Source organism: Bacillus pretiosus (assembly GCF_052947655.1).
Window position 1 is genome coordinate 4,521,300 of sequence record NZ_CM129593.1, and the last position, 17,659, is coordinate 4,538,958.

General features: G+C 37.7%; 18 protein-coding genes. 4 read left to right on the forward strand and 14 right to left on the reverse strand.

Features of this window, described 5'->3' with window-relative positions; all coding sequences use genetic code 11:
• Positions 1-60: 60 nt before the first annotated feature.
• Positions 61-552 carry a GNAT family N-acetyltransferase gene (locus tag ACU8YW_RS23330; protein ID WP_340435632.1) on the reverse strand — a complete coding sequence of 164 codons (492 nt, stop codon included), beginning with the start codon at positions 550-552 and terminating at the stop codon, positions 61-63.
• A complete protein-coding gene (locus ACU8YW_RS23335) occupies positions 549-1,097 on the reverse strand; it encodes a GNAT family N-acetyltransferase (RefSeq protein WP_098856916.1) in 549 nt (182 codons plus the stop codon). Before ACU8YW_RS23335 ends, ACU8YW_RS23330 begins: the two co-directional genes overlap by 4 nt.
• Positions 1,098-1,242: 145 nt before the next feature.
• Between ACU8YW_RS23335 and ACU8YW_RS23340 the strand changes: the two genes are divergently transcribed.
• Positions 1,243-1,587, forward strand: coding sequence for a PadR family transcriptional regulator (locus ACU8YW_RS23340; RefSeq protein WP_043935380.1), 345 nt, complete (start codon positions 1,243-1,245; stop codon positions 1,585-1,587).
• Positions 1,584-2,246: an HAAS signaling domain-containing protein gene (locus tag ACU8YW_RS23345; RefSeq protein ID WP_426934101.1), complete on the forward strand. Its 663-nt coding sequence runs from the start codon at positions 1,584-1,586 to the stop codon at positions 2,244-2,246. The genes ACU8YW_RS23340 and ACU8YW_RS23345 overlap by 4 nt, the downstream gene beginning before the upstream one ends.
• Positions 2,247-2,301: 55 nt before the next feature.
• Here ACU8YW_RS23345 and murC read toward each other — a convergent pair whose 3' ends face one another.
• The 10 genes from murC to ACU8YW_RS23395 form a co-directional block, all read right to left on the reverse strand.
• On the reverse strand, positions 2,302-3,612 hold the full coding sequence (murC, locus tag ACU8YW_RS23350; RefSeq protein ID WP_000219461.1) for a UDP-N-acetylmuramate--L-alanine ligase: 1,311 nt from the start codon (positions 3,610-3,612) through the stop codon (positions 2,302-2,304).
• Between the two features lie 253 nt (positions 3,613-3,865).
• Entirely contained in the window at positions 3,866-4,984 is a 1,119-nt protein-coding gene (locus ACU8YW_RS23355; RefSeq protein ID WP_000658380.1) for a nicotinate phosphoribosyltransferase, read from the reverse strand.
• A 61-nt stretch (positions 4,985-5,045) separates the two neighbouring features.
• Entirely contained in the window at positions 5,046-9,356 is a 4,311-nt protein-coding gene (locus ACU8YW_RS23360) for a DNA translocase FtsK (protein ID WP_446894010.1), read from the reverse strand.
• Between the two features lie 155 nt (positions 9,357-9,511).
• Positions 9,512-10,468 (reverse strand): N-acetylmuramoyl-L-alanine amidase, encoded by a 957-nt coding sequence (locus tag ACU8YW_RS23365; protein ID WP_097889186.1) that lies wholly within the window; start codon positions 10,466-10,468, stop codon positions 9,512-9,514.
• Positions 10,469-10,506: 38 nt separating this feature from the next.
• Complete coding sequence (locus ACU8YW_RS23370; RefSeq protein ID WP_426934103.1) at positions 10,507-10,851, reverse strand: thiamine transporter; 345 nt, start codon at positions 10,849-10,851, stop codon at positions 10,507-10,509.
• A 194-nt stretch (positions 10,852-11,045) separates the two neighbouring features.
• Positions 11,046-11,660 (reverse strand): YtpR family tRNA-binding protein, encoded by a 615-nt coding sequence (gene ytpR / locus ACU8YW_RS23375; RefSeq protein ID WP_088609954.1) that lies wholly within the window; start codon positions 11,658-11,660, stop codon positions 11,046-11,048.
• Complete coding sequence (locus ACU8YW_RS23380; protein ID WP_000784602.1) at positions 11,657-12,469, reverse strand: DUF1444 domain-containing protein; 813 nt, start codon at positions 12,467-12,469, stop codon at positions 11,657-11,659. The genes ytpR and ACU8YW_RS23380 overlap by 4 nt, the downstream gene beginning before the upstream one ends.
• A gap of 78 nt (positions 12,470-12,547) precedes the next feature.
• The gene (locus ACU8YW_RS23385) at positions 12,548-12,862 is read right to left on the reverse strand and encodes a thioredoxin family protein (RefSeq protein ID WP_000838193.1); all 315 of its coding nucleotides are present in this window, start codon (positions 12,860-12,862) and stop codon (positions 12,548-12,550) included.
• Between the two features lie 83 nt (positions 12,863-12,945).
• A complete protein-coding gene (locus ACU8YW_RS23390) occupies positions 12,946-13,455 on the reverse strand; it encodes a DUF84 family protein (protein WP_426934104.1) in 510 nt (169 codons plus the stop codon).
• 285 nt (positions 13,456-13,740) lie between these two features.
• A complete protein-coding gene (locus ACU8YW_RS23395) occupies positions 13,741-14,814 on the reverse strand; it encodes a M42 family metallopeptidase (protein ID WP_001031515.1) in 1,074 nt (357 codons plus the stop codon).
• Positions 14,815-14,962: 148 nt separating this feature from the next.
• Here ACU8YW_RS23395 and ACU8YW_RS23400 point away from each other — a divergent pair, with 148 nt between their 5' ends.
• Together ACU8YW_RS23400 and ACU8YW_RS23405 are read left to right on the forward strand one after the other, a co-directional pair.
• Positions 14,963-15,274: a PepSY domain-containing protein gene (locus ACU8YW_RS23400; RefSeq protein WP_048540743.1), complete on the forward strand. Its 312-nt coding sequence runs from the start codon at positions 14,963-14,965 to the stop codon at positions 15,272-15,274.
• A 72-nt stretch (positions 15,275-15,346) separates the two neighbouring features.
• Positions 15,347-15,856 (forward strand): GNAT family N-acetyltransferase, encoded by a 510-nt coding sequence (locus tag ACU8YW_RS23405; protein ID WP_088609956.1) that lies wholly within the window; start codon positions 15,347-15,349, stop codon positions 15,854-15,856.
• A gap of 40 nt (positions 15,857-15,896) precedes the next feature.
• Here ACU8YW_RS23405 and ACU8YW_RS23410 read toward each other — a convergent pair whose 3' ends face one another.
• Both ACU8YW_RS23410 and trmB read right to left on the reverse strand, forming a co-directional pair.
• Complete coding sequence (locus ACU8YW_RS23410) at positions 15,897-16,751, reverse strand: YtnP family quorum-quenching lactonase (protein WP_075311122.1); 855 nt, start codon at positions 16,749-16,751, stop codon at positions 15,897-15,899.
• 71 nt (positions 16,752-16,822) lie between these two features.
• On the reverse strand, positions 16,823-17,476 hold the full coding sequence (gene trmB / locus ACU8YW_RS23415) for a tRNA (guanosine(46)-N7)-methyltransferase TrmB (protein ID WP_001239384.1): 654 nt from the start codon (positions 17,474-17,476) through the stop codon (positions 16,823-16,825).
• Positions 17,477-17,659 lie beyond the last annotated feature (183 nt).

Consider the following 17,659-nt stretch of genomic DNA (forward strand, 5'->3'; position numbering starts at 1 on the left):
AAATTATACCACTTTTTTCCATTTTAGTCCATAAAAAAAGGCCATTTCTACATGACCTTCTTAAACAATATATCTATAGAATTTCTTATCCACCTGTAACACTGGAAAACTTTTTGGCAAATCTTCTATATCCACACTTTGAAAACCATTCTTTTCATAAAAGCGATGTGCTGCTAAAAATTTCACTGTCGTTCCTAAGTAAATATCTTTCAGCTTTTTATTCTCAGCCCACGAAATTGCTGTTTGGAGCAACTTATGTGATGCGCCCCACGCTTTTCCACGAAATTCTTTTTTTACGAACATTTTTCTTAACGCTACTTGCTGATTCTCAATATCTAATAAAGCTACTGTTCCAACTACTTTATCATCATAAGTTGCTACCCAAAAGTTTCCATGATTCCTTTGATAAAATGTTTCTATTTCAAGCAGGTCTGGCTGCTCTTCTTTCGTAATGGGGACATTGTACTCTTTTTGCTGAATATGAACGATAAGATCTACTACTTTATCTTGAAACGTACTTTCATACGGAATAATGCGTATCTTCTCGTTCATCGAATCTCCTTCCACTCTGAAGCTAGTAAACTATATACAGCGATATCGTGAAAATGATCATATAGCCATTCATCATCTCTTAAAATACCATCTAACTTAAAACCTAAACGCTCTGGAATAGCGCGGCTTTTCACATTTTCAACACCGCATCTAATTTCCACTTTATTTAATTTTAAATTCTCAAATGCATAGTGAAGTACAGCCTTCACGCTACGCGTCATAATACCTTTCCCGCCAGCATCTTCTGCCAGGTAATATCCGAGACTGGCCGCTTTCTTCCCCCAACTTACCGGATGAATGCCTACCATCCCAACGAGCTTTCCTTTATAACGTATGCCACTTTCAAAACCGTCTCCCTCTGCAAACTTCTTTAACCACATCGGACAAATCTCATCATACGCACCAGCAGATTTTACCCCATCTACCCAAGGAAGCCATCTTCGTAAATGATTACGATTTTGGTCTATTAATTGATATAGTTCCTCTTTATGATGCTTCTCTAATAACTGTAATTCGATTTCATCGTCTACTCGAAGTGTGAACATGTTTTTTAGCTCCCTTTTAGTTTTCTTATTATTCTAACACTTACAGATGTAAATTGTTAAATATTCACACTTTCTTTTGAATTTTATATATGAACAACCACTATATATGATTGATATCTAGATATGAATCATATATAGTTAAAGTATGGAAAAAAATGATAATTTTATAATTCAATTACGTAAAGGTGTTTTTGATCTCGCTATTTTGTCTTTAATAAGTAAACAACCTATGTACGGATACGAAATTACAAGTGCATTACAAGATATCCCTGTGTTTCATATCCCAAACGGTTCGATTTACCCCATATTAAATCGAATCACGAAAAACAATTGGGCTATTTCCTATTGGGAAGAGTCCGGTGATGGCCCAAAAAGAAAATACTATCGAATTACAGACGAAGGGAGAGAAATTTTAAATAGTCGCTTACATGATTATGATGCAGTGTATCATGCTCTAATGTTACTAGCTAAAGGAGAGGATAAAAAATGAATAAAGAACAATTCTTTTCAAATGAACTCATTACTTCTTTCTTACAGGATTTCGACAAAGGTTTAATGAACTTACCTACCTCAGCAAGAGAACAACATGTGCTAGAAATCAAATCCGATTTATATGAAAATGCATTAAGTAAAGAAAGTGAAGGGATACCATTAGAAATCATCCCTTCACAAGTGATTGAAGAATTTCTTCCTCCAAAAGAATTAGCAAAGGAAATTGCCGGAGAATATACAGACGTTATTCAAGATGCACAGCAATTTACAAATACATTTATTAAATACTTTACAGGGCTATCTGTTGCTCCACTCGTTGCTTTATCAGTACCTATCGCACTTGGCTTTATAAATATTTCAGCTAATTTACCATTTTTATTAGCCTTTATCGTAAGCAATATTTGGTTCATCTGTAGAGAAAACCATTGGAATACAAAGCAATTAAAATTTTTAAAAACAATGATTTCCTTTAGTACTAGCGTTTTAATTGCACTTCCGTTTGCATTCTTCGCGATTCGAATTATGATAACAAAACAATTCGATATATTTTCATTCTATTATTTAATCGGATATGTACTTTTTAGTTCACTATATATCTTTTTATTAAAACAACTATACAAAAAGAATAAACAATATCAACAGATTAACGCTTTTTAAAATATATCGAATACAACAAAAAAAGACGCACAGCCACAGCTATGCGTCTTTTCTATTACTTCTCTGCAACTTGAACTTCTTTTACGTAAGCTGCTTCGAATTTTTGGATGTCTCCTGCGCCCATGAAAATTAGAACGCCGTTTTTATGTTTCTTTAATACATCCGTTGTTGTATCTGTAATTAGTTCTGCACCGTCAATACGCTTTTGCAGATCTTCGATTGTTAATTCACCTTTGTTTTCGCGCGCTGATCCGAAAATATCACATAAGTATACTTGGTCAGCTTTGCTTAAGCTTTCAGCGAACTCATCTAAGAACTTTTCTGTACGTGAGAATGTATGCGGCTGGAATACAGCGACAACTTCACGCTCTGGATGTTTTTGACGAGCTGCTTCAATCGTTGCATTAATTTCTGTCGGATGGTGTGCGTAGTCATCGATAATAACTTGCTCTCCCATTGGCTTTTCATTAAAGCGACGTTTTACGCCTTCAAAAGTTGTTAACTGATGCTTAACTGCTTCTACATCAACGTTTTCATAATGGCAAAGCGCGATTACTGCTAATGCATTTAATACGCTGTGGTTGCCGTATCCTGTAATTTTGAACGTGTCATAGTACGTATTACGAACGAATACATCGAAAATAGTACCATCTGTTCTCTTTTGAATGTTACGTGCTTGGAAATCATTATCTTCTCCAAATCCATAGAAAATAACAGGTACTTTCGCTTGAATTTTTTGAAGTTCTTCATCATCTCCACATGCAATAATACCTTTTTTCACTTGCAATGCCATCTCTTGGAATGCATTGAATACATCATTGATATCTGAGAAATAATCTGGATGATCAAAATCAATGTTTGTCATAATTGCATAGTCTGGATTGTAAGACAAGAAATGACGACGATACTCACAAGCTTCAAATACAAAATACTTACTATTTTCTACCCCATGCCCTGTTCCATCTCCAATGAGGTAAGATGTAGGGTGTGCACCTTGCATTACATGGGCTAACAAACCAGTTGTTGATGTTTTTCCATGTGCACCAGTTACAGCAACACTTGTGTATTGGTTCATAAGATCACCTAAGAAGTGATGGTAACGATGTACTGGGATATTTAATTCTTTTGCTGCTACAATTTCTTCATGCGTATCAGGAAATGCATTTCCTGCAATAATCACTTGTCCTTCTTTTACATTATTTTTATCAAAAGGAAGGATCGAGATATTACGCTTTTCCAACGCTGTTTGTGTAAAGAAACGCTTTTCATAATCAGACCCTTGAACAGTATGCTTCATGTCATGAAGAATTTGAGCTAATGAACTCATTCCTGTTCCTTTAATTCCTACAAAATGGTAAACTGTCATCTTAAAGAACCTCCAACATTTCGAACTAATACAACGGCCTATCTATAAGACAGTATATGAATCTTTTCTTATTTTGGTAATCATCATACATTTTTGATGTAGTGAAGTTATTCTTTCCCTTCACTTATCAGGATAAACTCGTACGTACTTCTTTTTTATGTCCATAACAAATCCATTATAGCAAAAAAGAAGCCGCTATACTATGATAACAGAAAAACTGATAGGGTCAATCACCTATCAGTTTTTCTCTCTTTTACATATCTTCTCTTTTTTCTAATTGAACACGCTCTAGACGTGGGTTTGGACGATATTTACGACCAGCTTTCGCTTCTGGTTTTCCATTTAATTCTACGTTATCACCAGTAAAGCCAATATTCATTTTTAATAAGCTACTTCCTACTCCGTATATATCAACAGGTACGTTTTGAGCTTCAAATTCACGAATACGCTTCTCATCAAATCCACCAGTTACAACGATGTCTACATGCTGGAATCCTTCTTCATCAAGTGCTTTACGAAGTGCGAATACAAGCGATGGGTTTACACCACGTGGATCGAATGTTCCAAGTACTTCTGGGTGGCGAATGAAGTATTGATCAATCATCGTGCGCGACGTATCTACACGTACACCTTTTAATGTTGATCCAAATTCACGCGCTACGCGAAGTGCATCTGTAATGACATCATTATTGTAATCAATTAATACAACTAATTCATCTTCTGGGAATTTCTTATGATATGCTTTTGCCGCTTCCACAACATCACCATTAAACATTTGAATTAATGCGTGAGGCATTGTCCCCATACCACTTCTACCCCACCATTCATTCATCGCATGCGTCGCTTGTGCGCTCATACCTCCGATGTATGCTGCATAACCGTCACCAGCTTGTTGCGTATAATGATCGTCACGATCTCCCATGAAAATAACTGGTTTTTCTTTATCTACGCTACGCGCAGCTTGGACAACGTTATATACGTTTGTCGCAACTGATGTACGACGGGCTAAAATTCCATCAATGACACCTTCTAAAAATCCGAAATTTTCATAAGGACCATGAATTGTTAACACTGTTTCAAACGGACTAATATTATCGCCATCTTTTAAAGAGTTAATTTCAAGTTCCTCAGGATTTTTGGCGAATGTTTGTAGCAACGCAATCACTTCATCTGTTCCGCAAAGAACTGCATTTTCCTTTTGGAAAAATTGCATCGTCACAACACTTTTCGGGCGAAATTCTTCAATGATTTCTCTAGTCTTTAAAAAGTAAACGGCAGAGAACCAACCTTCTCCAACACGTTCGTCAAATTTAAATGTTCTATTTGTTAGTCTATTTATTTCACCTTTTAATTTTAATTCAATTTCTTTCATGTCGCTTTACTCCCTACTTTACTATCCAACATTTTCTATTAGTATACAGCAAAACCGTTTACTATACATTTGTTTCCTGCATAGCAGCGAATTCATCCTCAGAAATAAGGACATCTCTCGGTTTCGTTCCTCTTCCTTCAGAAATAATCCCTTGCGATTCCATCTCTTCAATGAGACGTGCCGCGCGATTATAACCGATGCGGAATTTTCGCTGTACAGAAGATGTGGACGCTCCCCCTTGTTCTACAACAAATTGACATGCATCAAAGAACAATTCGTCTTCCGACTCAGCTTGTTCTGTTTTCGCTAATAAATCCTCTTGCTTAAATAAGTAATTCGGCTTCATTTGCTTTCTCACATGATCAACTGTTTTCTCAATCTCATCATCCGATACATATACACCTTGTACACGAACTGGTTTAGACGTACCGTTTCCTAAAAATAGCATATCACCACGGCCAAGTAATTTCTCCGCGCCCCCAATATCAATAATCGTACGCGAATCAACTTGAGATGATACAGTAAACGCAATACGCGTTGGAATGTTTGACTTAATTAAACCTGTAATAACATCTACAGACGGACGCTGCGTTGCTACTAATAAATGAATACCACAAGCACGTGCTTTTTGCGCAATACGACAAATCGCTTCCTCAACATCACCAGGTGCTACCATCATTAAATCGGCTAACTCGTCAATGACAATAACGATATAAGGTAATGTCTCTCCTGGAATTTCTCGCCCACTTACAATCGTATTATAACGAGTTAAATCACGAGCACCAGCGTGCGCAAACAATTCATAACGACGCTCCATTTCTTCAACCGCCCACTTTAATGCAGCTGTCGCTGCTTTTACATCCGTAATAACAGGTGCTACAAGATGCGGAACAGAATTGTATGGTGCAAGCTCAACCATCTTCGGATCGATTAACATTAACTTCACTTCATGCGGTTTCGCTTTATATAAAATGCTCGTTAAAATTGCGTTAATGCACACACTTTTACCAGAACCCGTTGCACCCGCAATAAGTCCATGTGGCATTTTTCGAATATCCGTTACAATTGGATCGCCTGAAATATCAAGTCCTAGCGCAACTGTAAGCGGTGATTCGCTCTTTGTAAACACAGGACTTCTTAAAATTTCACGAAGGAATACTGGCTTACTTTCTTTATTTGGAACTTCGATTCCAATCGCACTCTTCCCTGGAATCGGTGCTTCAATACGAATATCTTTCGCTGCTAAACTCAGTTTAATATCATCACTTAAGTTTGTAATTTTATTTACTTTCACACCTGGGTCTGGCTGTACCTCAAAACGAGTTACCGCTGGACCTTGCGATACGTTAATAACATGTGCACCAACGTGGAAATTATTAAATGTTGTATCTAATAATTCTTTCTGTTCATCCAACCATTCCGTATTATCTAAAGCTGCCTGCTGCGGAATTGACAACAATGTTAATGGCGGAATTGCATATGTCGGTGGTGTTTGCAATACATTTCGCATATCGTTCTCTCTTTGATTTACAACATATGCTTTCTCTTGTACTTCCGTACTTGAAGTTGGCTTTTGTACTTGCTCTACCACCACTTGTTGCACTGGACGTTCTTCCACTTGTGATTCCACCACTACTTGCTGCATTGGTTTCTCTTCCGCTTGTGGTTCTACTACTACTACTTGTTGCACTGGGTGTTCTTCCACTCGTGATTCTACCACCACTTGCTGCATTGATTTCTCTTCCACTTGTGGTTCTACTACCTCTTGTTGCATTGGTCTTTCTTCCACTTGTGGGTCCACTACTACTTGCTGCATTGGCTTTTCTTCCACTCGTGATTCTACCACTACTTGCTGCATTGGTTTCTCTTCCACTTGTGGTTCTACTGCCACTTGTTGCATTGGTCTTTCTTCCACTTGTGGTTCCACTACTACTTGCTGCATTGGCTTTTCTTCCACTTGTTGGACAGGCTTATTCTCTACTCGTTCACTCATAGAAGGTTGCATTGCATTTACTCTAGCCGCATGTCTTTCCATTAATCGCGTTCTGTCTTGTTTCAACATAACAACATTAAATGGGACATGGCGCTTTTTCTGACGTTTTGGTTCTTCTTTTTGTACAATTTGTTGCTCTTCTGAGACCGGTGTTTCCTCTACAACTTGTCGTTCTTCTGCAATCCGTGCTTCTTCTACAACTGGCTGCTCTTCCGCAATCGGCGCTTCTTCTACAACTCGTTGCTCTTCCGCAATCCGTGCTTCTTCTACAACTTGTTGTCCTTCTGCAATCGGTGCTTCCTCTACAACTCGTTGCTCTTCCGCAATCGGTGCTTCTTCTACAACTCGTTGTTCTTCTGCAATCGGCGCTTCTTCTACAACTCGTTGTTCTTCTGCAATCGGCGCTTCTTCTACAACTCGTTGCTCTTCCGCAATCCGTGCTTCTTCTACAACTTGTTGTTCTTCTGCAATTAGTGCTTCTTCTACAACTTGTCGTTCTTCTGCAATCCGTGCTTCTTCTACAACTGGCTGCTCTTCCGCAATCGGCGCTTCTTCTACAACTTGTTGTTCTTCTGCAATCAGTGCTTCTTCTACAACTGGCTGCTCTTCCGCAATCGGTGCTTCTTCTACAACTTGTTGTCCTTCTGCAATCGGTGCTTCTTCTACAACTCGTTGTTCTTCTGCAATCGGCGCTTCTTCTACAACTCGTTGCTCTTCCGCAATCGGCGCTTCTTCTACAACTCGTTGCTCTTCCGCAATCCGTGCTTCTTCTACAACTTGTTGTTCTTCTGCAATTAGTGCTTCTTCTACAACTCGTTGTTCTTCTGCAATCGGCGCTTCTTCTACAACTCGTTGTTCTTCCGCAATCGGCGCTTCTTCTACAACTTGTTGTTCTTCTGCAATTAAAACATTTGCAAAGCTTTGAACATCTTTTTTCGTTTGTTCATCAACCTCAGTAACATGTATGAATCCATTCTTTAGTTCAATTGCTTCATTTAAAACCATTTCTTGCTGTGTTTCCTCAAGTGCTATAGGTTCCACTTCTTCTAACTCTTCTGCTTCCGCAATTACTTCCACTTCTTCTAGCTCTTCTGCTTCTGCAATTACTTCCACTTCTTCTAGCTCTTCTGTTTCTGCAATTACTTCCACTTTTTCTAACTCTTCTGCTTCCGCAATTACTTCCACTTCTTCTAGCTCTTCTGCTTCCGCAATTACTTCCACTTCTTCTAGCTCTTCTGCTTCTGCAATTACTTCCACTTCTTCTAGCTCTTCTGCTTCTGCAATTACTTCCACTTCTTCTGACTCTTCTGTTTCTGCAATTACTTCCACTTCTTCTGGTATTTCCACGATGATTGTTTCTTCAAGTTTTTCTTCTGCTTTGACAATCACTGATTCTGCTGGAGCTTGCTTTTCTACTTCAATAGTAGGTTGTTCTATTTCTGTATTACGTTTAGTTTCTTCTGATAATATTGTATCCTCGTGCTCTACTTTAGAATCTACTAATTCTGTTTGTAGAATGTTTTTGACCACTACATCACTTTCTTGCTTAGCATCTTCCATACGCTCAGCAATTGTTTGATGAGGTACTTCACCCGCTGGAACTGCCTGCTGTGCACTAATTTCTTGAACCACTTCTTTTTCTTCTACTATAGGCTCTTGGCGTTCAATTTCATAACCGTTTTTCTCTAGCCATTGATCGACAACTGACTTTTCTTCCTTTTTACTTTGTTGATCTCGCTGATCAACACCTTCATGACTGGAAGAATTCGTTGCTTGTCCTTCTGAGAAATCAGATAATGTATATCCTTTTTTCTCTAACCATGCATCAACGACTGATTTGCCCTCTACAGATATTTCAAGATCTTCTCTTTCCTTTTTTTCCTCCTGCTTTTCTACCTTTTTCTCTACAGAAGGACGATTATATCCGTAAATTGGCGAGATCATTTCTGTTGGACGAAATGGTCTACGGTTACTTTCTTGCGAAGGTGCAGATGCTTTCTTTACGACAGGCTCTCTCTCCGGTTCATATTGTACTGCCGGCTCTTCATATGTAGAAACTACTTTTTCCACATACTGTCGTCTACTTCTTTCCACTTTGACCCCTCTTTGAGTAGGCTGATTTTCATATGTTACAACTTGAACAGGTTGTTCTTCAAAATGCCCTGTTGCTATAACATCCTCTTCATCGAACCCATTATCCGGTACTAATGGAAAACGGCATTTACCTGCATTCCGACTTGCCATTTGTGCTTCTCTTGCTTCAGTGTAGTGGTTTACACGAGGGATCTTCGGCTGACTTTCGATTTGCTTTGGTACTTCTTTATTTATCGCTGTTTGTTCTTCCTCTTTGTTAAACAGCTTTTTCATCCAATCTAACATGCTTACCACTCTTTCTACTAAATAGTAACATCCTTTATTGTATCAGCATTCGGCAAAAAGTGCAGGTAAAATTAAGCATGTCATATTTATCCATAACATTCTAATTTACGAGTGTTTTCATATGGAAAAACGCAGCCTTCCATGTAAGACTGCGTTTAAGCTTTACTCTTCCGATACTCATCTACACTATCCGTTACACTTTGCAATAAAGAATTTACATACTGTGGGTCAGATAATTTTTTATCTTCTTCAGAATTTGACATAAATCCAAGTTCTAATAGTACGCCAGGAACCTTTGCCCAATTAAATCCAGAAAGGTCATCCCTGAATTTAATTCCATTTACTTTCACTTGATGATTCTCTCTCATTTTATTTACAATCGTTTGAGAGATTTGAAGACTTTCAGCATAAATCTCTTTCGTGTACGGACTTCCTTCTGCCGGCGTTAATACAGCAAATCCACTTTGATTCGGATTTTCAGAGCCATCTGCATGAAGACGTAAAAATAAATTCGCCTTATGATCATTCGCAAATGTCGCGCGTTCTTTATTACTTATATCCACATCTTGTGACGTTCTCGTCATTAATACTTGTATTCCCTTTGCTTCTAACTTTTCTTTTAATACGGAAGCCATTTCTAATACAAGAACAGCCTCTCTTTTTTTCGTCACAACACCAGTTGTACCATCTGTCACTTTATATTTTTGCGTCGTTGCTCCTGGCCCGATTGGCTCCAAATTTAAATTTGCTTTTTGTTGATGCCCCGGATCAATAACAACAAGAAACTTTCCTTGTTTTTCATTACTCTCTACTTTTTGTTCATTATTTTGCAGCGGTTGCTCTGTTGGCTGCGCTGGCGTAGCTTCCTCTTTCTTTTCCTCGGCCGGCACTTCCTCCTGCTTCTGCTCCACTTGCTCATTCGTTTGAACTGCTTGCGGTTCTTCTTTCTTTTCTTGTTCTTCTTGCTGCTTTTCTACCGGTGCGTCTTCCCTGTTATCTTGTTTTTTTTCCTGCATAGAAGATGTTACTTCTTTTTTCGGCTCTTCTTGCGAACAACCTCCCATATATATTCCAATGAATACAATCATGCTCATTATTTTTATATACTTCATGTGTTTCTCCCATCACTTTGCACCGGTCTCAAATTTTTTTATAATTGTTTTATAATCTCATCCATATTTCCAATATGAACGGGTTGCCATGTTTCTATACCACGCTCTGCCGTATAAACTAAATACGCACCATCAGCCACATTTACGAAAATCGGATCCCCCATATCTGTTTCATATCCGATAACAATCCATTCTTCTTTCCATTTTCCATGTTCTTCACTTATTAATGAATTTTTATGTTTATCATATCGATAACCGATTTGTCCTTTTTCTAATTCATTTTCGCTAAACACATATATTTCATAGGAACCTAGTTCGATATCTTGCTGTTTTGAAGTTTCAATTCGTTTCAGAAGTTCTGCGATTTTTAGTTGTTGTTTCATACGTCTATCCCCTTCTATTTTTCTAAATTTTAACTAGTTTGTTTATAAAATACAATATAGTTTTTGAGAAAAAAGGTGACATCCTTATCATATGAACGATTTTTTGAATATATCTGTCACAACTCGCAATATATCAATGATTCAACAGAAAAGAGAGGCTGTCCAAAAGGACAACCTCTCTTTTCTTACATCAATTAAAATTTGAACTCTTGTCCAACTTCAAAGCTATCTTCTAATACAAGAATACCTTTTTCTTGTGGAGCATTTGGAAGCTCTAATTCACGTGCTGAACAAATCATTCCAGAAGAAGGAACACCGCGAAGTTCAGCTGGTTTAATTAACATACCGCTTGGCATTACAGCGCCGATTTTTGCAACGACAACTTTTTGTCCTGCATCAACGTTCGGTGCGCCACATACGATTTGTAATGTTTCTGTACCGATTTCTACTTTACAAATGTTTAGCTTATCAGCATTTGGATGCTTCTCTTTTTCAGCTACATAGCCTACAACAAATTTTGGAGAAAGATCTGCTTCTACTGTTTCTTCAAAGCCGTTCTTCGCTAAAATCCCGTTAATTTTTTCTACAAATTCTTTCGTTAATGTTAGGTTACCTGTTTCTTTTACTTCTAAGTAAGAAGACGCATTAAAGATGTTGAATCCTGCTGTTACATCGCTTTCACGATCGTATACGCGTGCAACATCTCCTTTGCGATCAAAAGTACGGTTCTCTAAAGTAATATCTTGTAAGGCAACAATTAGAGTGTCACCAATTCCTTCAAGGTTGTAAAAAACGTTCACTTCGTTCATCCTTTCTCTTTTCCGTCTGTCTTCTTCCGATTCTTCGCTAAAATAAAGATTGGCTCGAAGTCTCCATCTTCATATACGAATGAAAGTGATGTAATCGGAACATGCCCTTCGGCAAAAAATTTCATTGTCATTTGTGCAATAATATCATAACCGATTTCGTTGACGATATCAGCAATAATTAATACATCTTGGTGAGGAACAGCAACAACCATGTCACCAGAAATCTTTTCACGCATCGATTGTAGTAACGATTCGTTTAAAATACGCGTCGCATCATACCCATCATTTGTGTTTAAAAAGTAGAATGTATTCCCTGCTACTGTTTCTTGTTTAAATTCATAACCTAATGAGCGAGCGTTGAATAATGCCATCTCACGCACTTGTTGCTCTGTAAGTTCTAATTTTTGTAATAGACGCTCATCAATGAGTCGATACGTTTTATTCGAATCTAACGCGTAGTAAATACGTGTTTCCGCCGTATGATCCGTCATAATAAACGGATTTCCTTCTTCTGCTTGTTTCGGGAAAGAAGTAGAGCGAATAACAGGTAAAATTTTCGCTGCGCTATTTTCTTCTTTATGCATCGCAATTAACGCTTCTTGTACGTAATAAGCAACCTCTTCAATTGCTTTTTCTTTATTCACTTCCCATTTTGCCACAACTCCTGGAAGCGATACGTTAATACCTTTTTTCGAGTCTTTCTGTTCTATACGTAGAACTTCTTTCTCGCTATCATACTGAAAGTCCCATTCTGGGCGAGATAATTTCTTCATTAACTCGTCTTTCATCTTTTTACTTGTCATCTTCATCTCTTTTTCCTCCCTTCCAAAAAAATAACCTCCCCCGCGAAGGTAGAGGTTGTTTTACAATTCAATTGGCAAATTGCCTTATTTTAAACCTTCAATGAACTCTTCGATTTGCTCTTGTGTTTTACGATCTTTGTTTACATAGCGACCTGTTTCTTCACCCTTATTGTACGCTACAAAGCTCGGAATGCCAAATACGTCTAATTTTACGCATAGATCAATAAACTCATCACGATCTACATAGTAAAATGAGAAATCACTATATTTCTCTTCTACTTCTGGCATAAACGGGTCTACAAAACGGCAGTCTGGGCACCATTCTGCTGAGAACATAAAGACTACATTCTCTTCATTTTTCAATTGTTGGAATTGCTCCATGCTTTCTAATGATTTCATCTATATTTCCTCCTCTAACGAGTGCATTTTTTCATGTTATAATCTTTCTTTTATACTACCATACATCGCGCATGGTGCAAGGTTTATGCTTGCTTTTCGTCATACTTATATTGCCCAACAAGTAACTTAACAACATGTACAAATAATTCCGTGCGGTCGACACAATCATCTGTAAAAATACCGATAGCACCTTCGTGACTACGAATATCTTTTCTTTGTACAAACTCTTCCATCACTTCACTTAACTCCTTGCCATCTTCAAGAGGTGCTAAAAAATCATCTGGTAACTTAATACGTGCACCGCCTGCAACGAATGTTTTACCGGTATTTGTTGCTAGCGCGCCCCAGTTACACATAAATAAACCGTGCTCCGTTTTCATTACGCCACCTTCTAATCCAATACCAATTTGAGCTTCTCCTTCTTGTAGCGCTCGCTTCGCTCTATTAACCGCTCCTTGCATCGTCTCTTCATCTGTAAACGGCTGATTTGCTACCCCTGAAGGAACAGAAATAGATGTAATTGTAGCATCTTTCCAAACCTTCTCCACAGCACCAACTTTCGTTTTATTCTTCGATCCAACTACTACTTTCATTTCGTTCACCTCTATAAAAATTCATCATTTTGTTCCATCCAATATCCGCTTCGGCACAAATTAAGTACCAACCACTATCACACACCACAGTGGAATCCCTTTTACCTATAAAAGAAGATGGCTTTCCGCAATATTATTGGTCCTAAACAAAAAAACAGGCTTCTTCTTTCTTCCTACCCACGGTCTTAATACACCATTCGAGCACCTATTAAGCACTAACCGCCACCACACACCGCTGGGGCATCTATTCAACCTAAAAAAAGAAGGGTTTTTCGCCCTTCTCCTCTACGCGTTATTCTTAATTGTCTCTAACGTCGTTTTATCCGTTGCTCTTACAAGCTTCGTAATGAGTTCTTTTGCTGCCGCATAATCATCAACATGTAAAATAGAAGCATGTGTATGAATGTAACGTGCGCAAACACCAATTACTGCTGATGGGATACCTGAGTTACTTGTATGTACACGGCCCGCATCTGTACCACCTTGTGAAATAAAGTATTGGTACGGAATGTTGTGTGTTTCTGCTGTATCTAAAATGAATTCGCGCATTCCTCTATGTGTTACCATTGTACGGTCGTAAATACGAAGAAGAGCACCTTTTCCTAATTGACCGAACTGCGTTTTATCACCAGATGCATCGTTTGCTGGACTTGCATCAAGCGCATAGAAAATGTCTGGTTGAATCATATTTGCAGCAGTTTGTGCACCGCGAAGACCAACTTCTTCTTGTACAGTCGCACCAGAGTATAATGTGTTTGGTAATGTTTCATCTTTTAATTCTTTTAATAATTCGATTGCAAGGCCACATCCATAACGGTTGTCCCAAGCTTTCGCCATAATTTTCTTTTCATTTGCCATCGGCGTAAACGGACAGATTGGCACGATTTGTTGTCCTGGTTTTACACCAATCTCAATCGCATCTTCGTAGCTATCTGCACCTATATCAATTAACATATTTTTTATATCCATCGGTTTTGCACGTTGCGCGTCACTTAATAAATGAGGAGGAATAGAACCAACAACCCCAATAACAGGACCATTCTTCGTCATAACTTGTACACGTTGCGCTAATAACACTTGACTCCACCAGCCGCCTAACGTTTGAAAACGAAGCATCCCGTTTTTCGTAATTTGCGTAACCATGAAACCTACTTCATCCATATGACCTGCTACAAGAACACGTGGGCCAGTTTCGTCCCCTTTTTTTAGACCAAATACGCTACCTAAACCGTCTTGCACAATTTCATCCGCATATTTGCTTAATTCTTGCTTCATAAAACGGCGTACATCATGTTCGAAACCTGATGCACCTTGTAATTCTGTTAACGTACGAAATAATTGTAATGTCTCTTTATTCACGAAGTCCCCTTCTTTCAAACCTTAGTAGAATACCTCTTTTATTGTAACGAAATTTTCGAAATGTTTCTAGTTTCTTCTTTTTTAACTGTATTTGCTTTATAATTATTATTGGTACACTATTTTTATTTTATAGAATTGAGGTGAATATATGAGCTGGAAAGGTTTAGTAGCAGGTCTTGGCGTTGGGTTCGCAGCTGGTTATCTTGTTGCAAACAAAGTACAAGAACAATCCCATATTTCTTCAGAAAAAGCATTGAAAATGGTGAAACAAGCATTAAGTCATAAAGGTGAAATTACTGGCTCTTGGGTACATATGGTTCCAGAGGCATTTGAAAAATATGATGTCGCATACGAAGTTTATCGTGGCGGTCTTACAACAATGTTAGATGATATACAAGAACGATTTGAATTTTTAGTTGATGCTAAAACAGGTACTGTTTTAGAGGTTATAGCAGCATAAAAAGGAGGGTTCCCATTAGGTGAACCTCTTATTTTTTAATTGTGAAAGAAATAAAAGGAGTATCGATGTTAGATGATATTAGAAACCGAATACTTATGCCTAAAGGAAATGCGACAAGATGATTTTGATGATTTAAAAATGATGTTGCAAGATCCAGATGTAATGTATGCTTATGAGCACAATTTTTCTGATGCTGATGTCCAATCCTGGTTAGATAAAAATATAAAACGATATAAAGATTTTGGGTTTGGCTTATGGGGGATGTATCTAAAAGAAACTGATGAATTTATAGGGAATGCCGGTTTAAGTATGCAGGATACCGATGTTGAACAGGTCATAGAAATTGGATATTTGTTAAAAAAAGAGTTTTGGCATAAAGGTTACGCAAGTGAAATTACTAAAAGCATTAAAGAATATGCTTTTAATGAATTAGGACTATCAAAAGTCTATTCAATGATTAAACATGACAATATTGCTTCACAAAAAGTTGCTAAGAAGCTTGGTATGATTAAAGAAAAAGAATTCATGACTAAATATTATAATGGAGATATGCTTCATTATTTATATAGCATATCTAAATAGGAGGCTGCTCCAGCAAATATTCTGGAACAACCTCCTATTTTTATGCTTCTACACTCGTTTTCCGCTCTATCTTTTCTACAATATGTCCTTCCTTATTCCACTTTACTGCACGGTAATACGCGTCATGATAAAACGTAAACCAAGCATCGTTTTCAGCGCCGTACTCCATCCACTTTTTCTTATTTTCAATTGATGTCATTGGATAATCATCGTAGGCCATCACCCATAGTACATTTTGATGTGCGTGCGTCGGCAATAGGTCTGCTAAATGAATCATCGTTTCACCTTTGCTTTCTAAAGCAATAACTGCATGTCCATCACTATGACCACCTGTATGCGCCATTTTTATTTCATCCGTAATTTCTATTTCTTGCTGGAATGTAACAACTTGATCTACAATCGGCTCCCAATTTTCCTTCCAATATGTATTACGCGACCTGATATTTGGGTTCCTCATTTCATTCCATTCTGTTTCGCTTACGTAAACTTTCGCATTCGGAAACGATGGTACAAGGTGATCACCTTCCCATTTCGTTAAACCAGATGCATGATCAAAATGCAGGTGTGTCATTAAGACATACTGAATATCTTCAGGTTTTAAATCTAGTTTTTCTAATGATTTATAAACCGATGACTCTTCTGTTACACCTTGATTTCGCTTCATCTTCTCATTCAATTTACCGTTTCCTATTCCGGAATCAATGAGCATATTACCGTCTTTCGTTTGCAAAAGTAACGGATCTGTTCGTAAATAAATATGATTTGTATCATTATGTTTATATTTACGTGACCAAAGCACTTTCGGTACAACACCAAACATTGCTCCCCCATCTAAATGTGTGTTCCCGCCTTTTAGCCACGTCACTTTTATATCTCCAATTTGTAACTGTTCCATTTTTCATCCCCCTTTCCTTTCAATATTAACATAAAATTCCGATTATTTTAGTTACAAAAAAAACCTATGCATTACTGCATAGGCTCTGTGCGATATTTTGCTTCAACTCGGTAAATACGATGACCTTTACTTGAGAATTTCTCTTCGTATTCTGTCATAATGTTTCCTTCATAATCACTATTATGAAGATCTAGGCTCAGGTAAGTTAATAACATACCATACTCAGCCATACTCATTAGAGAGTATTCAAATAAACCTTGGTTATCTGTTTTGAAATGAATTTCTCCGCCTTCTACTAACACTTCTTCATAATTGCGTAAAAATGTTTTATACGTTAGACGACGCTTCGTATGACGATTCTTCGGCCATGGGTCTGAGAAGTTTAAATAAACGCGGTCAATCTCACCTTTTGCAAAGAAAACTGTTAAATCTTCAGCATCTTTATTAATTAACTTTAAGTTCGGTACTTCTTCTTCAATTAATTTATCAAGTGCATCTACAACAACACTTGTGAATTTTTCAATTCCAATATAATTAATATGTGGGTTTGCTTTTGCCATATCGTACATAAAGCGGCCACGACCTGTACCTACTTCAATATGAATTGGTTGCTCATTTCCAAATACTTCTTTCCAGTTACCAGCGCGCTCCTCTGGGTTTCCAATTACGATATGTGAATACTCATTAATTCGATCCATTGCATATGGTTTATGTCTTAAACGCATAGATGTCTCCCTCTCTTTACATAGCTATTTTAAAGGAATAATTCCTTCTCTCTGTTTTAATCAATCTCCCAAACAAAAAACCAAGTACGTACGAGCACTCGGTCCGTTTCTTTCAAGTATAAGATGTACCATTTTGATAAAAACTACATACAGCATTAAACATTCCATGACGAAACAGCTTTT

Excerpts from the sequence above, each read along its gene's own strand:
- ACU8YW_RS23405 (WP_088609956.1), top strand. The coding sequence starts at position 15,347 with ATGATATTAGAAACCGAATACTTATGCCTAAAGGAAATGCGACAAGAT.
- ACU8YW_RS23380 (WP_000784602.1), bottom strand. The coding sequence starts at position 12,469 with ATGAAGATGACAAGTAAAAAGATGAAAGACGAGTTAATGAAGAAATTA.
- ACU8YW_RS23410 (WP_075311122.1), bottom strand. The coding sequence starts at position 16,751 with ATGGAACAGTTACAAATTGGAGATATAAAAGTGACGTGGCTAAAAGGC.
- trmB (WP_001239384.1), bottom strand. The coding sequence starts at position 17,476 with ATGCGTTTAAGACATAAACCATATGCAATGGATCGAATTAATGAGTAT.
- ACU8YW_RS23360 (WP_446894010.1), bottom strand. The coding sequence starts at position 9,356 with ATGTTAGATTGGATGAAAAAGCTGTTTAACAAAGAGGAAGAACAAACA.
- murC (WP_000219461.1), bottom strand. The coding sequence starts at position 3,612 with ATGACAGTTTACCATTTTGTAGGAATTAAAGGAACAGGAATGAGTTCA.
- ACU8YW_RS23370 (WP_426934103.1), bottom strand. The coding sequence starts at position 10,851 with ATGAAACAACAACTAAAAATCGCAGAACTTCTGAAACGAATTGAAACT.
- ACU8YW_RS23365 (WP_097889186.1), bottom strand. The coding sequence starts at position 10,468 with ATGAAGTATATAAAAATAATGAGCATGATTGTATTCATTGGAATATAT.
- ACU8YW_RS23330 (WP_340435632.1), bottom strand. The coding sequence starts at position 552 with ATGAACGAGAAGATACGCATTATTCCGTATGAAAGTACGTTTCAAGAT.
- ytpR (WP_088609954.1), bottom strand. The coding sequence starts at position 11,660 with ATGAACGAAGTGAACGTTTTTTACAACCTTGAAGGAATTGGTGACACT.
- ACU8YW_RS23390 (WP_426934104.1), bottom strand. The coding sequence starts at position 13,455 with ATGAAAGTAGTAGTTGGATCGAAGAATAAAACGAAAGTTGGTGCTGTG.
- ACU8YW_RS23340 (WP_043935380.1), top strand. The coding sequence starts at position 1,243 with ATGGAAAAAAATGATAATTTTATAATTCAATTACGTAAAGGTGTTTTT.
- ACU8YW_RS23385 (WP_000838193.1), bottom strand. The coding sequence starts at position 12,862 with ATGAAATCATTAGAAAGCATGGAGCAATTCCAACAATTGAAAAATGAA.
- ACU8YW_RS23345 (WP_426934101.1), top strand. The coding sequence starts at position 1,584 with ATGAATAAAGAACAATTCTTTTCAAATGAACTCATTACTTCTTTCTTA.
- ACU8YW_RS23400 (WP_048540743.1), top strand. The coding sequence starts at position 14,963 with ATGAGCTGGAAAGGTTTAGTAGCAGGTCTTGGCGTTGGGTTCGCAGCT.
- ACU8YW_RS23335 (WP_098856916.1), bottom strand. The coding sequence starts at position 1,097 with ATGTTCACACTTCGAGTAGACGATGAAATCGAATTACAGTTATTAGAG.
- ACU8YW_RS23355 (WP_000658380.1), bottom strand. The coding sequence starts at position 4,984 with ATGAAAGAAATTGAATTAAAATTAAAAGGTGAAATAAATAGACTAACA.